The sequence below is a fragment of the Undibacterium sp. genome (assembly GCF_030683615.1).
Lineage (GTDB): Bacteria > Pseudomonadota > Gammaproteobacteria > Burkholderiales > Burkholderiaceae_D > Undibacterium > Undibacterium umbellatum.
In genome coordinates, this window is the sequence record NZ_JAUXQE010000037.1 from 197022 (window position 1) to 216796 (window position 19775).

The 19775-nt window shown below is 49.4% G+C and carries 23 protein-coding genes; 9 read left to right on the plus strand and 14 right to left on the minus strand.

The genetic code is table 11. The features are described from left to right. Window positions 1-36: 36 nt before the first annotated feature. On the plus strand, window positions 37-1254 hold the full coding sequence (locus Q8K39_RS20510; protein ID WP_305263063.1) for a citrate synthase family protein: 1218 nt from the start codon (window positions 37-39) through the stop codon (window positions 1252-1254). Here Q8K39_RS20510 and Q8K39_RS20515 read toward each other — a convergent pair. From Q8K39_RS20515 to Q8K39_RS20555, 9 genes are all read right to left on the minus strand, one after another. Then, on the minus strand, window positions 1246-1464 hold the full coding sequence (locus Q8K39_RS20515) for a helix-turn-helix transcriptional regulator (RefSeq protein WP_186954997.1): 219 nt from the start codon (window positions 1462-1464) through the stop codon (window positions 1246-1248). The two genes, Q8K39_RS20510 and Q8K39_RS20515, sit on opposite strands and share 9 nt — an antisense overlap. 7 nt (window positions 1465-1471) lie before the next feature. Further along, complete coding sequence (locus Q8K39_RS20520; RefSeq protein WP_305263065.1) at window positions 1472-2059, minus strand: hypothetical protein; 588 nt, start codon at window positions 2057-2059, stop codon at window positions 1472-1474. Window positions 2060-2241: 182 nt separating this feature from the next. Next, window positions 2242-4635: a TonB-dependent siderophore receptor gene (locus Q8K39_RS20525; RefSeq protein WP_305263067.1), complete on the minus strand. Its 2394-nt coding sequence runs from the start codon at window positions 4633-4635 to the stop codon at window positions 2242-2244. Between the two features lie 135 nt (window positions 4636-4770). After that, complete coding sequence (locus Q8K39_RS20530) at window positions 4771-5634, minus strand: STM4011 family radical SAM protein (protein WP_305263069.1); 864 nt, start codon at window positions 5632-5634, stop codon at window positions 4771-4773. Beyond that, entirely contained in the window at window positions 5631-6971 is a 1341-nt protein-coding gene (locus Q8K39_RS20535) for an STM4012 family radical SAM protein (protein WP_305263070.1), read from the minus strand. The genes Q8K39_RS20530 and Q8K39_RS20535 overlap by 4 nt, the downstream gene beginning before the upstream one ends. Further along, complete coding sequence (locus tag Q8K39_RS20540) at window positions 6968-7783, minus strand: STM4013/SEN3800 family hydrolase (RefSeq protein WP_222616588.1); 816 nt, start codon at window positions 7781-7783, stop codon at window positions 6968-6970. Before Q8K39_RS20540 ends, Q8K39_RS20535 begins: the two co-directional genes overlap by 4 nt. Then, window positions 7771-8436, minus strand: coding sequence for an HAD family hydrolase (locus Q8K39_RS20545; protein WP_305263073.1), 666 nt, complete (start codon window positions 8434-8436; stop codon window positions 7771-7773). Before Q8K39_RS20545 ends, Q8K39_RS20540 begins: the two co-directional genes overlap by 13 nt. Further along, complete coding sequence (locus tag Q8K39_RS20550; protein ID WP_305263074.1) at window positions 8429-9535, minus strand: STM4014 family protein; 1107 nt, start codon at window positions 9533-9535, stop codon at window positions 8429-8431. Before Q8K39_RS20550 ends, Q8K39_RS20545 begins: the two co-directional genes overlap by 8 nt. A 6-nt stretch (window positions 9536-9541) precedes the next feature. Beyond that, a complete protein-coding gene (locus Q8K39_RS20555; protein WP_305263076.1) occupies window positions 9542-10609 on the minus strand; it encodes an STM4015 family protein in 1068 nt (355 codons plus the stop codon). Window positions 10610-11074: 465 nt separating this feature from the next. Between Q8K39_RS20555 and Q8K39_RS20560 the strand changes: the two genes are divergently transcribed. Together Q8K39_RS20560 and Q8K39_RS20565 are read left to right on the plus strand one after the other, a co-directional pair. Further along, window positions 11075-11287 carry a cold-shock protein gene (locus Q8K39_RS20560; RefSeq protein ID WP_162043691.1) on the plus strand — a complete coding sequence of 71 codons (213 nt, stop codon included), beginning with the start codon at window positions 11075-11077 and terminating at the stop codon, window positions 11285-11287. Between the two features lie 418 nt (window positions 11288-11705). After that, window positions 11706-11837, plus strand: a complete 132-nt coding sequence (locus Q8K39_RS20565; RefSeq protein ID WP_305263079.1) for a hypothetical protein — start codon at window positions 11706-11708, stop codon at window positions 11835-11837. Between the two features lie 72 nt (window positions 11838-11909). Here the strand turns inward: Q8K39_RS20565 and Q8K39_RS20570 are convergent, their stop codons facing one another. Next, window positions 11910-12842, minus strand: a complete 933-nt coding sequence (locus Q8K39_RS20570; protein ID WP_305263080.1) for a LysR family transcriptional regulator — start codon at window positions 12840-12842, stop codon at window positions 11910-11912. Between the two features lie 101 nt (window positions 12843-12943). On the opposite strand from Q8K39_RS20570, the gene Q8K39_RS20575 reads away from it, so the two are divergent. After that, a complete protein-coding gene (locus Q8K39_RS20575; RefSeq protein ID WP_305263082.1) occupies window positions 12944-13123 on the plus strand; it encodes a hypothetical protein in 180 nt (59 codons plus the stop codon). Window positions 13124-13154: 31 nt separating this feature from the next. On the opposite strand, the gene Q8K39_RS20580 is transcribed toward Q8K39_RS20575, so the two are convergent. Continuing rightward, window positions 13155-13712 carry a GNAT family N-acetyltransferase gene (locus Q8K39_RS20580; RefSeq protein ID WP_305263084.1) on the minus strand — a complete coding sequence of 186 codons (558 nt, stop codon included), beginning with the start codon at window positions 13710-13712 and terminating at the stop codon, window positions 13155-13157. Between the two features lie 97 nt (window positions 13713-13809). Here Q8K39_RS20580 and Q8K39_RS20585 point away from each other — a divergent pair, with 97 nt between their 5' ends. The 3 genes from Q8K39_RS20585 to Q8K39_RS20595 are packed head-to-tail and all read left to right on the plus strand — an operon-like array spanning window position 13810 to window position 15815. Then, window positions 13810-14421 (plus strand): GyrI-like domain-containing protein, encoded by a 612-nt coding sequence (locus Q8K39_RS20585; RefSeq protein WP_305263086.1) that lies wholly within the window; start codon window positions 13810-13812, stop codon window positions 14419-14421. A 33-nt stretch (window positions 14422-14454) separates the two neighbouring features. Beyond that, a complete protein-coding gene (locus Q8K39_RS20590) occupies window positions 14455-14913 on the plus strand; it encodes a GyrI-like domain-containing protein (protein ID WP_305263088.1) in 459 nt (152 codons plus the stop codon). Window positions 14914-14942: 29 nt separating this feature from the next. Beyond that, window positions 14943-15815, plus strand: coding sequence for a GyrI-like domain-containing protein (locus Q8K39_RS20595; protein WP_305263089.1), 873 nt, complete (start codon window positions 14943-14945; stop codon window positions 15813-15815). Window positions 15816-15922: 107 nt separating this feature from the next. On the opposite strand, the gene Q8K39_RS20600 is transcribed toward Q8K39_RS20595, so the two are convergent. Next, on the minus strand, window positions 15923-16681 hold the full coding sequence (locus tag Q8K39_RS20600) for a head GIN domain-containing protein (RefSeq protein ID WP_305263091.1): 759 nt from the start codon (window positions 16679-16681) through the stop codon (window positions 15923-15925). A gap of 146 nt (window positions 16682-16827) precedes the next feature. Further along, window positions 16828-17034 (minus strand): DUF4124 domain-containing protein, encoded by a 207-nt coding sequence (locus tag Q8K39_RS20605; protein WP_305263093.1) that lies wholly within the window; start codon window positions 17032-17034, stop codon window positions 16828-16830. A 280-nt stretch (window positions 17035-17314) separates the two neighbouring features. Between Q8K39_RS20605 and Q8K39_RS20610 the strand changes: the two genes are divergently transcribed. Both Q8K39_RS20610 and Q8K39_RS20615 read left to right on the plus strand, forming a co-directional pair. Then, window positions 17315-18109: a class I SAM-dependent methyltransferase gene (locus Q8K39_RS20610; protein WP_305263095.1), complete on the plus strand. Its 795-nt coding sequence runs from the start codon at window positions 17315-17317 to the stop codon at window positions 18107-18109. A gap of 72 nt (window positions 18110-18181) precedes the next feature. Continuing rightward, window positions 18182-18745, plus strand: coding sequence for a YceI family protein (locus Q8K39_RS20615; RefSeq protein ID WP_305263097.1), 564 nt, complete (start codon window positions 18182-18184; stop codon window positions 18743-18745). Here Q8K39_RS20615 and Q8K39_RS20620 read toward each other — a convergent pair. After that, window positions 18742-19593 (minus strand): DMT family transporter, encoded by an 852-nt coding sequence (locus Q8K39_RS20620; protein ID WP_305263099.1) that lies wholly within the window; start codon window positions 19591-19593, stop codon window positions 18742-18744. The genes Q8K39_RS20615 and Q8K39_RS20620 overlap by 4 nt on opposite strands. Between the last annotated feature and the right edge of the window lie 182 nt (window positions 19594-19775).

The window sequence follows — 19775 nt, forward strand, 5'->3', positions numbered from 1 at the left end:
GTCAATCTTGATTCAGCCTATCAATATAAATTAATCGTGGATAACACCCTCACTGCCAGACAAGCCGCCGAATTGCTCGGCGTTAGCCTGCCGACCTTGTATTCTTACGTCAGCCGAGGCTTGCTGCAATCGCAGCAGCACCAGGGACAAAGAGCGAAACGGTACTTGAAAGAAGAGGTATTGCGCCTGCTGGCACGCACTAGCGACAACAAGCGGGCAGGCGGCGCTGCCGAATCAGCGATAGACTGGGGAGTGCCTGTCCTCGAATCCAAAATCACCCAGGTAAAGAATGGAAAATTGTATTACCGTGGTCATGCAGTCGATGAACTCGCAGGCACGCATACGCTGGAACAGACTGCATGGATTCTGTGGGATTGCGAAGCAAATCCTGATCTTCCCCAGACTTGCCTGACTGCCCTGATTACGCTATGGCCCGGGTTTCTGGACCTGACAGCTCATCTTCCGCCATACGAAAGAGCCGTCAGCATATTGCCCCTGCTGGCTAACACAGTAGAAGAAATGCCTGACATCCATACTCACCAAAAGGCGATGCTATGGATGCACCTGATGGCTGCAGCACTATTAGGGGTTGCACCCGACTACCAGACATTTCACCAAAAACTTGCTGCAGCATGGCAGCTGGACGAGGAACAAGCAGAACTAATACGCGCAGCCCTGGTCGTCAGCGCTGATCATGAATTGAATGTCTCGACGTTTACCGTGCGCTGCGTCACCTCTGCAGGTGCGAACATGGGTATGGCCTTGGTAGCTGGACTGGCTGCGCTCTCAGGCCCCAAACACGGTGGTGAAAGCCTGCGTGTCAGCCGCATGCTGCGTGCTGCACTGGTGACACCTCGATGTGATGTGAGCAGCTTCTTGTCAAAACGCCTGCACAACCATGATGCGCATGAGCATTTCTCACCCAGGCTGCCGGGTTTCTCTCATCCGCTTTACCCGGATGGCGACCCACGCGGCGCCCTGCTGATGAAGACGCTGGACAGGAAAAAGCATGCAGACTTGTTTGCCGTGGCGGATTTGGCAGAACACCTGACAGGGCAAAAACTGAATATAGACTTTGGCCTGGTGGCAGTTGAAATTGCCTGTCAATTACCACCGGGTGCTGCGCAAATCCTGTTTGCATTGGGCCGCACGGCGGGCTGGATAGCCCACGCAATGGAGCAGGTAGACACTGGCCAGCTCATACGTCCGCGTGCCAGGTATGTGGGCAAGTTTCCTGATAGTGCATCAGTCTGATTCAGTGTCAGGCGTGTATGCCAGAATATCACCCGGCTGACATGCCAATACTTCGCAGATTTTTTCCAGCGTATCAAAACGTATCGCCTTGGCCTTGCCGGTCTTTAGCACAGATAAATTTTGTGGTGTGATATCGACGAGCTCAGCCAGGGTATTCAAACGCATCTTGCGCTGGGCGAGGACGACATCAAGATTAACAGTAATAGGCATAGCGTCCTCAGATGGTCAGTTCAGCTTCTTCATTGAGGTCTACGCCGATTTCCAGCGACCAGAGCAAGAGCAGGAAAAAACCTATCCATGTCAGGTGATCAAATATGCGAGCAATAAAGTGGCCTACATCACCCGTATTGCCATTGCTTGGATAGATATGACTCAAAAGGATGGAGAGGAAATCCACGCCCACCATTGAAGCAACGACTATCAAGTTGATGTTGAACGCTCGTCTGGCATGAAAGATGGCCTTCTTGTTAAAAATTTCTCCTTCATGGAAGCAAGTCAATAATTGATTAATATGGACGAGTACCAGCCCAATCACAGCACTCCAAACGACCCAGGCAAGTCCTGCAACAACTTTTAACTGCAAACTCAAGCCCTCTTTCAGCAGCGAGAAATAGCCATCGTCCATTATTGCTGCTCGCGCCAGGTATTCGGTCACCGTCAAGTCGCCAGAAGATACCGTCATCAAGAAAATAGGAAAACCAATGCCGCCAATAGCAATGATGACCATAGTAAGCACGGTCAGAAAGAGAAAATATCTGCTCAACTTGCGAATATTGGCAATCCTGGCATGTTTCTGAACTTGCATTTGGAACTCCTGATTGAATTGATGAAGTGAATTCTAAATCAATAATTTCGAAATACAAGATTTATTTATCGTTTAACGGTAAATAAATGCCGCAATTTAATAATTATCCCAAGTACAGAGATGCAAAAGAAAAAGGGCTGCATCAAGCAGCCCTTAGTAAAGCAAATGTTCAAATCACATCATTACCATGCGTAAGCAGCCTTCGCGTAGTAGTAACGACCATTGAAACCATATGGCGAGAATGTGGAATAAGGCAGGGTTCCGCCAGAATTCAAATTACCTGCCGATGTCACCTGGTCCGGGTATTTGTCAGTCAGGTTATCGACACCGGCACTGATAGTCCATTTACCGAGTTTGACGCTGGCAGCCAGGTCCAGCACCAAGTTGGCGCTATATGTCTGGTCCAGCGTAACGCTGTTTTGTGGTGAGACAAAGCTGCCATAGCGCGTGGCCAGGCCATGGATATTCCAGTTGGCAAAAGTATAGTCAGCAGCAATGCTGAACTTGTCCTTTGGCGTCGCCTCGGTGGCTCGGTTGATGGTTTGTCTGTCTATCAGCAAGAGATTGTTTTTCGTCAAAATCGCCGGATTGGCTGCGACATTTTTTACTGTCGTGTCGTTGTGGTTATATGCCACGGTGAAGCCCAGCTTGTCTGTTCCAGACAAGGGAATCTGATACGAGCCAACAATATCAACACCACGGGTTTTGGTATCCAGCGCATTGGTAAAATAACGGGCTGCACCTACCAGTACACCCTGCTGCGCCAACACACTTTGCAAAGCCGCAGGCAAGACCAGATTGCCAGAGTACAGGATGCGTTTATCAATATCGATCTGGTAAGCATCAATACTGAGAGTTGCATTCTTACCAGGCTGTATGACTGCACCAAGGCTGTAGTTGCGAGACTTTTCTGCTTGCAGTGGTACAGCACCCAGAGCTTTGGCCGCAGCCGTGGCAACACCAAAAGTACCGGTATCCACCAATTGAGAACTGCCATTGATGGTGATCAGATTAGTGGTTGAGATGGTGTAATTCTGCTGCGCCAGTGAAGGTGCACGGAAGCCATTCGACGCTGCAGCACGCAAGGCAAATTCTTTAGTGAACTCAAATCGCCCAGACAATTTACCAGAAGTGACACTGCCAAAATCGCTGTAATTCTCATGACGCAAAGCCAGCGAAGCGCTCAGTTGCTTGCTCAGTTCAGCTTCGACGTTGGCATAGATAGCTGCGCTGTGGCGGCTGAAGCTGCCTGTATTTGAAGGCTGAAAACCAGAGAAGCCCTGGGCACCGCTACCGAAATAAGAATTTGCTTCACCCGCGCCGATTTCATATTGGTCACGGCGGTATTCTGCACCAAGCGCCAGCGTCAGCGGATTTGCCAGGCCAGCGAATTCTATCTCCCTGGCCGCATCAAAATTTGCCAGGGTCTGGGTATTTTTCAACTTGCCTGCATAGAATTTCTTCGGGCTGGTGGCACCCAGGCTCAGGTTGACGGTATTGTTGACATCCAGGCTGAATTCGCTGGACCCATAATTGACACTGGCATCCCAGCGCCAGCCATAGCTACGGCCTTTGACACCACCTACGACAGACACGTCCGTATTCGTTCCTGCTTCATTCGGCAGAAAACCATTTGGGTACTGCGGGGTGCGCAAGGTCGTGCCTGTGGTGTAGGCCGTGCGCCAGGTCGCTGCAGCATCGGTGTTGCGGCGGCTGTAATTGGCAAAGCCGTACAGTTCTATATCAGTTGCCAGCGCCAGCGAGGCATTGGCACCCAGGTTGATCTGTTGCAGCTTGGGGTCACCCTGTACCTGATTAACTCTTCCGTACATGGGTTCCAGCGGATTACGGAAATCAGCACCCGCACGGTTGGTTTCATTCTGGTTGCGCAGTTCTGCGGTAAAACGCGCCCAGCCCTTGTCGCCCAGTGCTGTGCCAAAGTTGGCACTCAGGCTGGCTTGTGTACCATCGCGTTTGCTGTATTGGCCACCACCCACTTGCACTTCACCGCCATCTGCCCCTTTTTTGAGGATGATGTTGATGACACCAGCGATCGCATCTGAACCATATTGTGCTGCTGCGCCATCACGCAAGACTTCTATCTTGTCGATGGAACTGATGGGGATGGTATTCAAATCCGCCGGTGAAGAACCACGCCCTGCCGTGCCATTCACATTCACGACAGCCGATGTATGCCAGCGTTTGCCATTCACAAGAACCAGTGTCTGGTCAGGTGACAGACCACGCAATTGCGCCGGGCGGCTGGCAGATGTACCGTCTGCCACGGCAGGACGCGGGAAGTTCAAAGAAGGCAGCAAACGGCTCAACACCGTTGCCAGCTCGCCGGAACCTGTCGATTGCAACTCTTTGGAAGTTAATACATCGACCGGTGCTTCAGAGTCAGACACAGTACGTTTGATGCTGCGCGTACCAGTCACGATCACGGTATCTGCTTGCGACGGGATGATCTCCTGAGCCTGTGCAGACATTGCAGAAAAGGCAGCAAGCAAGGCAGTTACCAGTAAGGCATTTCGTCGCTGTGGCAGGGCTAAGGCTAAATTTGAAGTTATATTCATACGGTATCACTTTCCATGCTAGTGAGCTTTAAGTTCAACCGATATTACTTCCTTGCCCATAGACGACAAACGATTGTTTTCAGTTAAAAGAATTAAAAAATCATATAAGGAAAAACTGCTTACCTGATTTGCCACTTACCTGGCAAAACGCACAGGTATTCTTTCCAGCAAACCGCTGCCATACACTTCATGCGATTTCATGTCATCGAGATGGATGTAACCTATGTGGCAATGACAAGTCGCTTTACTGCAAACTTCCTTCTTGAGCAGACTTGCCAGTGGGTCCGTGAAGATATTGCCTTTGCGGGTTTTGATGAAGTGGCAGCGGAACAGGTCGCCATTACCTTCGATAGACACTACCTCACTGCCAGCTTTGCAAGCTTTACCCATGCTTTCATACCAGGGCAGGTTCAAGCTGAACAAATAATCGATGTTCTCGAGAAAAGCAATTTCTTCCTCCGAGTAATAATCAACTTCACGCTTGTAGGCGTTGATCCACATATACACATCTTGAGGCAGGCGCTGGCGCAGAGAAACAATTTGCGGGAAATGCTGTTTCAAGCCCACGACACCTACGCTATGGCGTATTTGCAGTGCGGCCAGTTCTTGGCATTTGCTGAGGAATTTTTCTTCCGTCACAAAGTCGGGATGATAGGTCGTCCACAAAGCTGTAGTCTGGATATTGCAACGCGAGAGCCATTGTGTATTCCAGGCCAGATTGGTTTGCGCCGCCACCTTGCTCACGTGAGGCAGATGCGACAGACGTATCACAGCTTCCTGATACCATTTACGCACCAGGGCTTCACCATAAGGTGTAATAAAGATTTCCATGGGCTGGGCTGCGCTGCTGTTTTGCTCTACCCAATCGACAAATCTGTCCAGATCTTTTTTATCCAGCGCCTGCAGTTCGCGGCTGTTTTTCTCTTTGGCAAACGGACAGTATTCGCAACTGTAGTTGCAATCTGTCAGGTGTCCGCGATAAATGACTTTCAGGCTCATTTGACGACATACTCCTGCATCTTGTTTTTTACAGCGGGCGAAATAAACCAGTGACCAATGAGGTCGGAATAAGCCATACCCTCACCCTGCAATTGCATGCGACCTGCGTTTTCTTGTGCCAGATTCATTTCCAGCAGGATTTGCAGTTCCGGAAAATCAGTATAGACATCCGTGCCATAAATGCTTTGGTAATGCGCACCATCCAGTCCTTGCGCCTTCAGCAAAGACTTGATCAGGTAGCGCCGCTTTCTGTCATCCTCAGACAGGCGTATACCATAATTTGCCGCCATGAAGTCAGCGCGCTCCTTAGCCACATAGTCGTCGATGATCGCTGCCACATTGGGTTTGGATACGGCATATTCTGTCGAATAATGTACATCTGTTGTGTAAGACCTTGCATTCGTACCCAGACCTATCATGCCGTCTTCCTGACATGAATATTCTGAACTCTCACGCAAACCATCTACCGGCTTGCGGAACAGGCGCATGGAGTCTTGCACATAACCATTAGCCTGCAATAAGTCCCGTCCTATGCGATAGAGCCTGCTGCGTATGTCTTCGTTTTGTATACTGATATGCTTCTTGAAAATCGAAGTCAATGGGCGCACATACAAGGGATAAAGGAAGATTTCCGTCGGTTGGAATTGTACCGCTTTTTGTAGCGATGCCAGCCAGGTCTCCGGTGTCTGTCCAGGGATGCCATAAATCAGATCCAGATTAAAAACCGGGAATTGATAGCTGCTTATTTTTTCCAGCAATGGTTCCATCAAGGTTTCTGGCTGGACCCGCCCTACCGAACGCGCTTCGGATTCGATGAAACTTTGTATGCCTATGCTGAGTCGTTGCACCCCATGTTGCGACAGGAAAGTTAGTTTTTCATCATTGATGGTATCAGGTGATATCTCGAAGGAGCCCGGTGTGTTTTTCAAATCTAGGCCCAATACATCGGTGTACACATTGAACAATTGCTCCAACTGGCTGACTTCCAGATGACTGGGTGTACCACCACCGATGGCATAACCGGCAAAGTTGAAATCCCCAAGCGCGTCACGCACGACTTCTGCTTCCAACTGGATTTTTTTCAGGTACAGACTGACCAGGTCTTCTTTGGGATGCGAGACCGTAAACAAATTACAGAACGAGCATTTCATGCGGCAAAAAGGAATATGCGTGTAGAGATACAGCGCATGCTTTTTCTCTGTTGCCCACAATTCTTTCAAATCCAGTTTTTCCTCAAAAGCCCTGTACGCTGTTTTATGCGGGTAAGAATACAGATAGCTTTGAAAACGATTGGTCTCTTCCAGATAGCGGCGAAACGTATTACCAACATCTGTCATGACAGACTCCCTTTGCGCATATGAAAATCAGCATAGGGAATAGTCCAAACCTTCTCATGTCCCAGACGGTGCCCGGTATAGCCGTCTTCGCCATAGGTGGTGCCATGATCAGAACTGAGAATCACGAAGGTATCGCCCATTTGATTGAGCGTCTGAAACAAGGGCCGCAACTGGCTGTCGATATAACGCAATGCCGCAGCATGAGTGGCAAGGCTGTCACCGGCGGCAGCATCAGCACCCGGTAGGTAATGACAGTTGGGTTGATGGAGTGCAGATAAATTCATAAATAAAAATACTTTTTGATCAGGTTTTTCTTGCAGCAGTTCTTGAGCAAATTCAACTTGATGCCTGGTTGATTCAGGATCGGTGACGCCAAACTCAGGCCGCCAGTAACTTTCCTGGAACAGATTGGGCAAGACGCAAGACAGTGGATTTTGCTTCTTGAAAAAGCCGACCCCACCGATGCAGATAGTGCGGTAACCAATGCCAGAAAAACCGCTGACGATGTCTGGCGTATCGAAACAATAGCTGGACGTACCTGTGGTTTCACTGCCTGCAAACTTCAATGAGAACAGGCGTTCATGCACACCAGGTCTGGCCGGAGTAGGAAGAAATCCAGCGAAGAAAGCACAATGCGATGCATAAGTAAAAGAACCGGGAGCATGGCGCTCTTCCCAGCCTGCTGGCAACAAACTGGCAAAAAAAGGCGTGCGCCCTGCCGCAAGCTCCTGTTGTGCAACATCGAAACGCAGTGTATCAAGAGTAATGAAGAGAATATTGCTCTTGCCTACGATCTGGTTCATATCATGCATGCCAGCGCCTCCTCAAGTTGATGGATGCTGGACAACTCAAAGTCTGGCCTGATAGCGACGGTTTCATTTTCAGGATTGATGAAAACTGTTTTCAAATGCATGGACATAGCTGGCTGCATATCATTGATGTAGTCATCACCTATCATCACTACACTGGTATGGCGACAGTGGCTTAAGACATGTGAAAACAAGCGATGATCAGGTTTGGCACAACCCACCTCAGCAGAAATAAAGATATGCTCAAAATAATCGGCGAGACCCGCCTGATGCAGTTTTCGACGCTGCATATTTGCAGAACCGTTGGAAAGAATCATGAGCTGGTAATCAGCAGATAAGCGTTCCAGCATCTCATTGAGTACCTTATCTGGACTCACAAAAACTGGTAGTGACATGTGATCTTCCCACAAGCTTTCTACGGTGTAAGGAAGTCCTGGGAAACTCTGCAATACCTCATGACAAAAAAGCTTGCGGTCTTTTCTGCCATGGCAGTCCAGCGCCATCATTTCTGCATGCACCTGCGACATATCTTCTTCAGCCAATGCTGCCTGATTCCTGCTGATGAAATTCTGCATATACGCATGGAAGGCGGCATTCCTGTCTACCAGAGTATTGTCGATATCAAAAAGCAGACTCGCTTTTTTTTTACTAAGCATAAGCCAGCCTCTGCCTTTCCAGGACTGCATTGATTTCTGCCAGATAGGTATTCTCCCCATTGTGTAGCAAGTTAGGAAGTAGATCACCAAAGGCATTCGCTTCCAGCAGCACCGGTGCTTTATCATTTCTGGGCAACAGGATATCCAGCCCGGCATATAGCGAGCGCGGAAAAGCCTGCATGGTCTTTTCTACCAAGGTATCGATCTCTTGCCAGGTGGATGTGGACAACTCCAACTCATCAACAGCACAGCGCTGGTTGCCCAGATGCAGATTGGTCATGGGGCCACGACTGAGTCTGGCAATTGCATGCCTGCGCTGGCCTGCGATACCAACTACCCGCAAATCATAAGAGCTGTCCTCATGCTTTGCTTTGGGTATCCAGCTTTCTACCATAGCACCTTCCGTAAATAAAAAATTCAAGATATTTCTTATCTCTTTTTTCGCGGTATATTTTTTTATTTTCAGTGAATTGTAGTAACGCTCACCATCGAGACCGTGCACGATCTCTACAGTAGAGTAAGCCTGCTCTTTGCCATTTCTCTTATTGCATTCATAAGCAACGATGCCCGATGCAGATGAACTGGAATTCAGTTTGATGAAGAAGCGGCTGTATGCCTGCAATTCTGCGTAAGCAAAAAACTCATCATAGCTGGAAAAGACCGGCAGTCTGGGTAGCGTATAGTCTGGTAATATTTGTTTGCACAAGGGCTTGTTAAACATGCTGACAATATCGTCAGGGTGATTGAACCAGCTCACATGCCCAGCCTGCTGCGCTATAGATGTCATCAATTTAGAAAAACCCTGGAACCATAGTCGCGGGTGATAAATCCTGCCGCGTTCATCTTTCAAGCCGCTGGCATTTTCAAGGTCGCCGAGGGCGAGTATTTTCTTTTCCACGGCAAAGTTTTCACCGGGTGACTCTATCCTTAGAGTGTCACCATCTCTGAGTACATCAGGCAGTTCGCATTCACCATTCAGGATACTCAGATAAGGGATGACCAGGGCAGCCTCCTGCCCTGCCTGCTGCAATGCGTCCTGGAAAAAATGTACGCGCCGGTTTTCAGGGTTACCTATCAGTACAAAGCGGGATTTCTGCATCTGACTTTATTCGGTGACAGCAGGATAACGCCATTCGTCTTCAAGATCTTGCTGGTCAGTGACATCGACGAGGATAGATAATTTTTTGAATTCCTTGATCATGTCATTCGACAGATAATGGTAATGCAAGTCCAGTTTCTTGAGCCCGGCTATCTTGCTGCTTTCCAGCAATGCACGGCCACCGTCGTCACTGAGTGTGCCCATGGACAAATCCAGGGTTTCCAGTTGCTCCAGCACCGATGCCTGTGCAATTTCAGTTGCAATCTCGTTCGCAATTTCACTATCCACCAAGCCCAGATGTTTCAGCTTAGGGAACAGTCCTTTTTGCATGAAAGGACGCAAATCGTCGATCTTGCCATCAAAGCCGTATTCGTCAACACCGATATACAGTTGCAGATATTCAAGATTGGGCAATTGCGCCGTCGCAATTTTTTCTATGACCACTTTGGGCAGGCCACCACATTCTATGGTCAATGCTTTGAGATGCTCATGCGTTAGGGGATGAGAGGACAGGATCAGGTCTTTGGAACCCTTGATATGCAAGCGTTCCAGTGAAGGAAAGGCTGCAAACAGATTTGTGTAATCTGCCTGTGTGATCCAGGATATCTCGCACTCTTCTGAATCCATGTCACCAACAAACAATTCTTTCAATTGCGGCAGTTTTCCTGGATTGGCTATCATGAGGTCCAGGGATTCTTGCGGGCCGCAATCATAGGCTTCTTCCCAGGCAGCAATCACCAGTGACTCCACTTCTGTAGCCTGGGCACTGTCCAGAAAAGCGGTGACCTTTTCCAGCAAGGTCTTGCCTTCTTCTGCTTCGTCGTAACTAACGCCTATGCGTCGAGCCACTTTTTTTGCGCTGGCATCGGTTTTTTCTACATAACCTTTTTTGGTTTTTTCACTGATCAGCTTTTCCATTTCTTTTTGTGCTTTTTCTGGCGTATCAAAGCTGCTGATTTTTTCCTGGCCTGCGGTGCCTATCTTGCCGTATTTCACATTCAAGGTATTCGCTTCTATTTCAACTTGCCAAAATTTGTAAGACTTGGAATCCTGGTATTCAAAATAATGTTTCATTGCCTGTCACTTTCATAAATGCGGTTAATTTTGGACTGAATGGGACTGAAAACATCTTGTTTTTAACTTGCCTTTAACACTAGATAATCACTTTCACCCACCCCCTTGTCAAGCAAGAAAATCAATTGTTACACTGCACAGTTTTACTATTTGCTTTCCTATGAAGATGAGCAATTTTTTCAGACACAATTATCTGGGAGGACCTGCTTCTATCCGTTGGCGCAGCAAAGTAATTAGTTGCCGCTGTTCATATACCTTCAAAAATATTTTTAAATAAAATTAGGCACTTCCAAAGTAAACGTGTATATTCCGTCCTGTACTTGCATCAAGTCCTTAATTTGTTGGTCCCAATTCCGCATAGCTTTATCTCTCTGGCTGTTCTGTCTTTTTTCCACTGGTTTTATCACTTGCTTACAAGTCCATTTTGGGCGATTTTGCCCATGCTTTTATCAAAAGGAAAAAAACATGAGTACTCAAACAGGTATAGTTAAATGGTTCAACGATGCTAAGGGCTTCGGCTTTATCGCTCCTGATGCAGGTGGTGCTGATTTGTTCGCCCACTTCCAGGACATACAGTCCAGCGGTTTCAAAAGCCTGAGCGAAAACCAGCGTGTGTCTTTCGAGCGCACAGCCGGTCCTAAAGGCGACAAAGCCAGCAACATCCAAGTTCTGTCCTAATATCAGACCAAGGTCTTCATTGACCTTGTTGGTCGCAGTGCTTTTGACTAATTCAGTATTACCGGCCAGTGGCACCATGCAGATAGCATGGGTTGCTGGGGGTTAGTCAATCGCATGGCGACACCCTTCATCTGTCAGTGTTTATGTCTAGTACAAAATGCTGATGCGCAGAATGATACTTACCGGCCCTTGGTACCACGCAGATAGCATGGATTTAGGGAAAATGGTATTGTCATTAGAACTCATATCATTGGTATGAGTCCTCTGGATGCATAGTGCATCTTGTGAACAAGACCGCAGAGTAAGCTCAGCCTACTCCAAAGCGCCTTCATTCTCACCGGCTGGTTTTGCATGTCTATGCAAACCGGGAAATGGTGTAGTGAAGTGTTGAAGGATCTCATTCGTGGTACCTCCTGTCATGGACCGAACTATAGCGGACCAGCAGGAACAGGCAAACACCCCCACATTGCACCGCGCAGATAGCACGGGTGATGCACCAATCAATGACACCACGCAGATAGCATGGGTTGTTGTCAGTTTGCCGGAATGAATGGAATGCCCACCCCTGGTGGGCTTTTTGCGTTTACGGCTCGCTCTTAATTGCAGTGCATCAATCCTTGCACTATTTCAATGCCGCTTCCAGTGCATTACCGGCAATCTGCATGAAGGCGCGGACCCTTGCTGTATTGCGCAGATCCACATGGGTCAACATCCATAAGGGTGACTGCAGAGCTGGAATTGGTTCAGACAGCGCGCGCAAACCGGGCACATCACTGGCCACAAATTCCGGCAAGATACTAATACCCATGCCGGTCTTGATCAGGGCTGTCGCACTGGGAAAATGATCTGCACGTGCCACCACGACTTGGGATGGCACATAGGTATCAACCCAGCGGTCATAACTCCTGTCCTGACCATCAAAACCTATCCAGGGAAAATCCCGCGTTAATGCCTCCAGCGGCAACAGGCTTTGTGGCTTGATTGTTGCTAAACAAGGTGCCGCATGCCAGCCATACACGCGTATCCTGACTTGTCCTAGTTGGCGCCCAACCAGGGTATCAGGCACGTCAGCCGACATGCGTATTGCCACGTCGGCTTCGCGTCGCGCCAGATCCACTCTGGCACGAGCAGTGCGCACCTCAACTTCAATCTGGCTGTGGTGGGCATGAAATGTTGCCAATGCAGCGGGGAGCAAGTACATGGCGACAACATGGGCGGTGGTGACGCGCACATGTCCAGTGAGACGGGTATCGCCACCGACGATTTCGCGTTCAGCCTGTGCGATCAGGGTTTCACATTGTTCAGCGGCACGCCGCAGGCTTTCGCCAGCTTCTGTGCAGACATAGCCTGTGCGCAAACGCTCAAACAGGCGCACGGCCAGCTTTGCTTCCATGGCTTCTACACGGCGTAATACTGTGGAATGTGTGACTCTCAACACTCTTGCGGCGGCTGATAACGAACTGCCTCTCGCTACTGCGAGGAGATAGCGCAAATCATCCCAGTCCAGACGTGCGGCATCTGGACCTTCAGGGATGGGTATATTTGAAGCGGGCATACTGTGCATTTATGCGTATGAAAAGCGCAAATTTGTCGATTTCCTGTGCGTAGCTTAACACCTATACTGCCCCGGTGAACAGCATTGCATAGGGAAACAACATGAATAGAAAAACTGGAAATGGCGCCAAGCTTGCCACACAAGACCAGCCTGACAGCATATTCGGCAACTTATGGGCAAGCTGGCGCGCCTGGATCGACAGGCTCAATGCGCGCATAAATGCGCAGCCCACGCCACGCCATCATCGTCTGGGTTCGTGGCAGCACATCAAGCATAAATAAACAGTATGCAAATAAATCAATCGTGCATACATCAAGCCAGCAGTTTGCGCATGCGGCTGAGCGGGGCAATCACGCCGCCTGGCAAATCGATCTGGAAGCGTTCAAACACCTGGAAACCACAGGCAAGATAAAGCGGCTCACCCGGCATGGTAGCCGCGAGCTCCAGCACGGCAAAACCTGCGGCCTGCGCCTGGGCGCTACAATGTTCCAGTAAAAGACGGCCCAGGCCACGTCGTGCCGCTGACGGTTCTACAAAGAAAGCGCGTATTCGTGCCGCTTCTGTCGCCGGATCTAGCAGTTCATCTACGCCGCGCTTGGCCTGGTCGCCGCCAAACAGGGTCTTGCGTTTGCTCCAGCCACCGCAGGCCATCATCTTGCCATGTTCTTCAATGACAAAATAAGTCTGGTCATGGATGAGCTGGGTGTCGACTCCAAATACATGCGTCAGCAGGGCCAGTGCTTGCTCTGGTGTGTAAAAGTTTGCGCTGAGCTGTATTGCGGAACGGGCAATCAGTGCTTGCATGGCGGCGATGTCAGCTTCCGTGGCACAACGTATCGTCAAATTGGTGTCCATTATGGTATTCATCATTTCCCTTTTATAGCGATCTGCTGCAAGTCCGCAAGATTTGTCAAATCCCTTCATGCTAAGGTACCTACTTCTCTGACAAGAAGAACAGCCCATCATCATGGAAAAACTGGATTTGAAGAAACAATTGAAATCTGTCTATCAGGCATCAGCCAAGAGTGTGACTGGGGTAGATGTCCCTGCATTTAATTTTCTCATGATAGACGGCCAGGGTGATCCAAATTCTTCTGATCACTATAGCGCCGCCGTGGAAGCCCTGTTTACGGTGTCCTATACCCTGAAGTTCATGATCAAGAAAAGCAGTGCGGCGATTGACTATGTCGTCATGCCACTGGAAGGTCTGTGGTGGGCAGATGACATGGCCGCCTTCGTGGCGGACCGTAAAGGAGAATGGCGCTGGACCATGATGATCATGCAGCCTGACTTTATCACTGCGCAAATGGCGACCGAAGCCATCGCTGCAGCGGGCAAGAAGAAATCACTGCCAGCATTGCAGCAATTACGTTTTGAAAGTTTTGCAGAAGGTCACTGCGCACAAGTCCTGCACAAAGGCCCATTCACTGAGGAAGGCCCGACCATAGACCGCCTGCATCAGTACATCAACGAGCACGGCAAGCTGACAGGCAAGCATCATGAGATTTATCTCAGTGATATACGCAAGGCAGCGCCAGAAAACTGGAAGACCATCATACGTCAACCCATGAAGAAGTAAGTCACATCATCATTTTTCTAAAAGGATAAAAACATGCCAACAAAAATCGTAACAGTAGACAGCTTCCAAATCAGCGGCCTGCAAGTACGCACCCGTAATGCAGATGAGGCCGACAATGCCAAGGGCAAGATAGGGCCACTGTGGGGACAATTCTTTACCAGGAATTTACCAGAGACCTTACCAGGAAAAACCGGCGATGGAAAAATCTATGGTGTGTATTCAAATTATGAAAGCGATGCGAGTGGCATGTTTGACGTGACTGCGGGCGTCGCTGTGACTTCAGCACCGGCAGATTTCGCCAGCATCAAGATTGCTGCGGGACGCTATATGGTGTTTGACTGCGAAGGTGAAATGCCTGCTGCCATCATAGAGGGTTGGGGCAAGGTCTGGTCTTATTTTTCCAGTGATACAGCACATGAACGCCTTTATCTGACTGATTTTGAAGAATATCAGGGGTCACAACAAGCAGCCATCTACATAGGTATAAAATAAGCAGCAACAACATTTCCACCAAGGCCAGCATGTCCGCATTGTCCACCAGTCCAGCCCTGCAAGTCAGCTATGAACGTCGTCTCTCACGCGTCACCAATTACCTGCATGCCCATCTTGATGAAGATCTGGACTTGAACAAGCTGGCCGAAATCGCCTGCATGTCGCCCTATCACTGGCACCGTATCTACCGCGCCATCCATGGCGAGAGCGTGGTGGCAACCGTCAAACGCCTGCGTCTGCAAAGAGCGGCAACTCTGCTGGCGCGTAGTGACATGGCGATAGACCAGATCGCAGAATTTTCTGGTTACCCCAACCTGCAATCTTTCACCCGTATCTTTGCTTCGGTATATGGGCAACCACCGGCACGTTACCGCAAGGAAGGCAGCCATCAGCAGTTCCCGCTGCCGGATGAACTCAGTGGCGACCTGCACTTCCCGGTCAGCATCACCAGTATCGCACCGGTACAATTGCTGAGCATAGAGAATACCGGCAGTTACATGAGCATCAGCAAGACCTTCGACATCCTGACTGGCTGCGCCGCATCACGGCAATTATTCAGAGAAGATACCCGCTGGATAGGGATTTACTATGACGATGCGATGACAGTGGAAGAAGACAAGTTGCGTTCCAAAGCCTGTATCAGTGCACCTCAGCCCCTGCCCGAGCAGGCACTACAGGAACCTTTGTCTTTGACTGAACTGCGCGGTGGCAAGTATGCGGTATTGACTTATAAAGGCCCTTACTCGGACATGCAGCCAGTATACCGCTGGTTCTTTGGCGTCTGGCTGCCAGCATCCGGTGAAGAGATAGATGATGCACCGCCGTTTGAAGAATATCTGAACAATCCGCGAGATACTGCACCCGCAGATTTGTTGAGCAATATTTATATGCCCTTGCGATAAGAAAGGGGTTAGGACCTTTAGCGAGCGTGTGTCGACAGGGTCAGAGCAACATAAACACAGCACATCAGCCTAGATCACACACGCCCAATAATATCTTAAACACGCTCTCAACCAGGCATATTCCCCTTGCGTGTCAGCCTGCCAGAACCACCGATGGATTTACTGATATTGGGGTCGCCATAATAGGCAACATCTCCTGAGCCACCTATGCTGACATCAAGTTTGTCCCGGGCCCAAACCAGGGCTACACCCGAGCCACCTATCTTGATTTTGACATTTTTTGCTTCCAGCTTGTCGACTTTGATATCACCTGAGCCGCCTATGGTACCGTCAAATTCAGTGGCACTGCCTGCTGCCATGAAATTGCCACTACCACCTATCGCAACTTTCAGGTTGCCCGCCTGCAAGGACTTGATTTGTATATCACCTGAACCGCCTATCCTGGCTTGCAAGTCTTTGGCTAGCAGTTTGTCAGTCCAGATTTTGCCCGAGCCACTGACAGCAATCTTGTCCAGATTTTTACAATAGACAATGATGTTCAGTACCTTGGTTCTGGGGTAAGTATTTTTCTCTGCGCTGCGGATTTTCAAATGACCATTCTCGACCACGGTTTCCACCAGGGCTTGCAAATTATCGTCTGTCTCTACTTGTACGCCTTCCTTGTCGCCCTGGCGTAATTCCAGCGTGGCTGGCAAGGCGAGGTCTATGCTGGTGTAGTCACTGATGGCACGGTCTTGTTTCTGGATATTGCCAGAACCTTCAACACCCTTGCCTGTAAACCAACCCGCAGCAGCAGGCAGGCTGGCCAGTGCCAGCAAGGCAGCCATTGCCCCCGTGGCATAACGACGAGAAATCGATTTGTTCAACTTGGTCTCCTCAATAGTTTATTGTCGTCAGACTATAGTCAATAAGCCAAGTTCCTGCAAAGGAAAACTATTTGTGACAGGCTTCTGGACTATTACAGGCCGAAGAGACGCTGGGCAAGCCAGGCAGTAGCCAAACTACCACGCGCTTATTTGGCTTTGCCGTTAGTATTATTGGGCACACCAGATTTCAAGGGCTTGACTTTGACGACCTTGCTATTGCCCTTGCAGGGTCGGTCTGACCAGGTGACGCGGCCATCAACTTCGCAGCGGAAAACAGGGGTTTGGGCAGATGCCAGTAATGGCAGCAATAGCGTAGCCGTCAACGGCAGCGCTAATAGGGATGATTTTTTCATGTTGTATCTGGTAGTTCACTCTGGTTTTCCCTCATGAAATCATCTGACAGTGTCGCCAAATGGGCATGATGGAATCGCGACAGTCTGAGCCTATAATCATTTCTGCGCAAGCATCACTAGCGAGTATTTGTTGATTGCCTGGCGGAATGTGTGCTGATATTGCGCCAAGGCAGCACCAACCACGAGAAGCAAATGATGCGCTGCACGATCAAAGCTTGCCATCTACGTGGAACGTTTACAGATTCACCCTGTCATATGTTTTTTCCTTAGGAGATTTTGCATGAAACAATTTCTGCTCGCAGTGAGTATGATCACTGGTATAGGTGCCAGTCAGGCTGCTCTGGCTGACGATGCTTTGAAAGCCGCAATCGCAGGGCAACAACGCACCCCAGCCAATACCGTCCGTGACAGTGCCCGCCACCCCTATGAAACCCTGAATTTTTTTGGCATCAAACCCAATATGACAGTGGTAGAGCTGGCACCTGGCGGCGGCTGGTACACCGAAATCCTGGCACCGTATTTGCGCGACAATGGCAAGATGATCGTCGCGCTGGGTGACCCTGCTGTCAGCAAGGGTGCCGCCAACTTCAAGCAAAAACTGAATGCCACGCCAGCCGTCTACGGCAAGGTCGAAATGGGGGTGTTTGCACCGCCAGCCAAACTTGAGTATGCAGCCAAAGGCAGTGCCGACATGGTGCTGACTTTCAGGAATATCCATAACTGGACAGCAAATGGCGAGCCAGCCATGAAAACCCTGTTCCAGAGTGCTTATGACACCTTGAAACCAGGTGGCGTATTTGGCGTGGTTGAACATCGTTTGCCAGCCGGTAAAACCCAGGACGAAAAAGCCAGCACAGGTTATGTGCATGAAAGCTATGTCATCAAACTGGCCGAGAGCGTAGGCTTCAAGTTGGCGGGGAAATCTGAAGTCAATGCCAATCCAAAAGATACTGCCGACCATGAAAATGGCGTCTGGGCCTTGCCACCTACCCTGGCCAACAAGGAAAAAGACAAAGCCAAATACCAGGCCATAGGTGAAAGTGACAGGATGACACTGAAGTTCGTCAAACCTTAAGGCCGGCTCACTGGCAAGTCAGGCAGTAACAGCTTATGATGACTGTTACTGCCTTTTTGATTGGGTATTTTCATGTTCAAGAAATGCCTTTTAGTATTTTTATGTGGCTATTGCCTGTCGGTAGCCGCTGCTGACAAATACCTGATCGACTCTGAGCATACTTTCAGCAATTTTGAATACAAGCACTGGGGCTTGTCCTTGCAGCGCGGCCGCTTTGACAAGAATAGTGGCAGCATAGAACTCGACATGGATAACAAGACTGGCAGCCTGCAAATTGCCATCGAAGCTGACTCCATCAATACTGGCTCTGATACCTTCAACAATATCCTACGCTCAGAAAATTTTTTCAATGCTGCAAAATATCCAAAAATCTCTTTTCTGTCGAACAGGCTGATCTTCAATGAAGACAAGCTGGTGCAGGTGGAAGGTGATTTGACGATCAAGGATGTTACCCGCAAGGTGACCGTAGATATCACGCATTTCGAGTGCCGCTTCATGATCCTCTACTTGAAGCGTGCCTGCGGTGCAAATGGCAATACCAAAATCCTGCGCAGCGATTATGGTGTTGGCCGCTACGTGCCCTTTGTCAGCGACGAAGTGACTTTGTCCTTCAGTGTTGAAGCCATCAAGGATTAGGTATACCGGATCACGACCGCACCAGCTACTGCCAGCATGATGGCAGCCAGGCGTCTGGCAGAAATTTTTTCATGCAGCACCCAGGCCGCAATTGCCGTAGCAAACAGGATCGAAGTTTCACGCAAGGCCGCAATGGTGGCCACCGGAGCCAGCGTCATTGCCCATAGTGCCAGTCCATACGAAGCGACTGAACCTGCACCACCGGCTATGCCTAATAAATATTTTCCCCTGATATAAGCAAGAAAAGTCTGCCTGTCTCTGAGCATGACAAGTGTCAGTAACACCAAAGCCGTCAGCAAGAAAATCCACATGGTATAGGCAGCAGGTGCACCCGACTTGCGTACACCTATACCGTCCACAACGGTATACCCGGCGATGAAACACGCATTCAGCAAGGCAAAGCCACGGCTCGATAATGCTTGATTTCCAGCCCCTGTTTTGCGTTCACCAGACAGGCTTAAACCAAGTATGCCCAGTACCAGCATTGCCAGCCCCAACCAGCGCGAGGCGGGCACAGCCTCGCCTATGACACTGCCGCTGACCAGCGCGACCAGCAATGGTGCCGTCCCGCGCATGAGTGGATAAGCCTCGCTCATGTCACCATGCCGGTAAGCTGCTGCCAGCAAATAGAAATATACCACCTGCAAAGCTACCGATGCCAGCATGAATACCCAGCTACTTGCATCCGGCTGGCGTACAAAAGGCAAGACCACTACACAAACCGCGCCAGCACCGGAAGTCACCAAGACGGTATTAAAGTATTTATTATTGCCAACCTTAATGACCGCATTCCAGGCAGCATGCAAGAATGCTGCGAACAGGACGACGAGTACAACCAGTGTTGACATGGATATGCAGGCTAAAAGAGGTCGATAAAAAGTAAGCGGATATTAACATTTCCTGCATATGAATTGCTGCGGTGCTTTTCATGGCATTCTCCATATTGTCAACGTAACGGGCAATTTCGCATTTCTCATAAATGCCACTGTAAAATCATGAATGCCAAACATCACTTTCTTACCGTTTATAA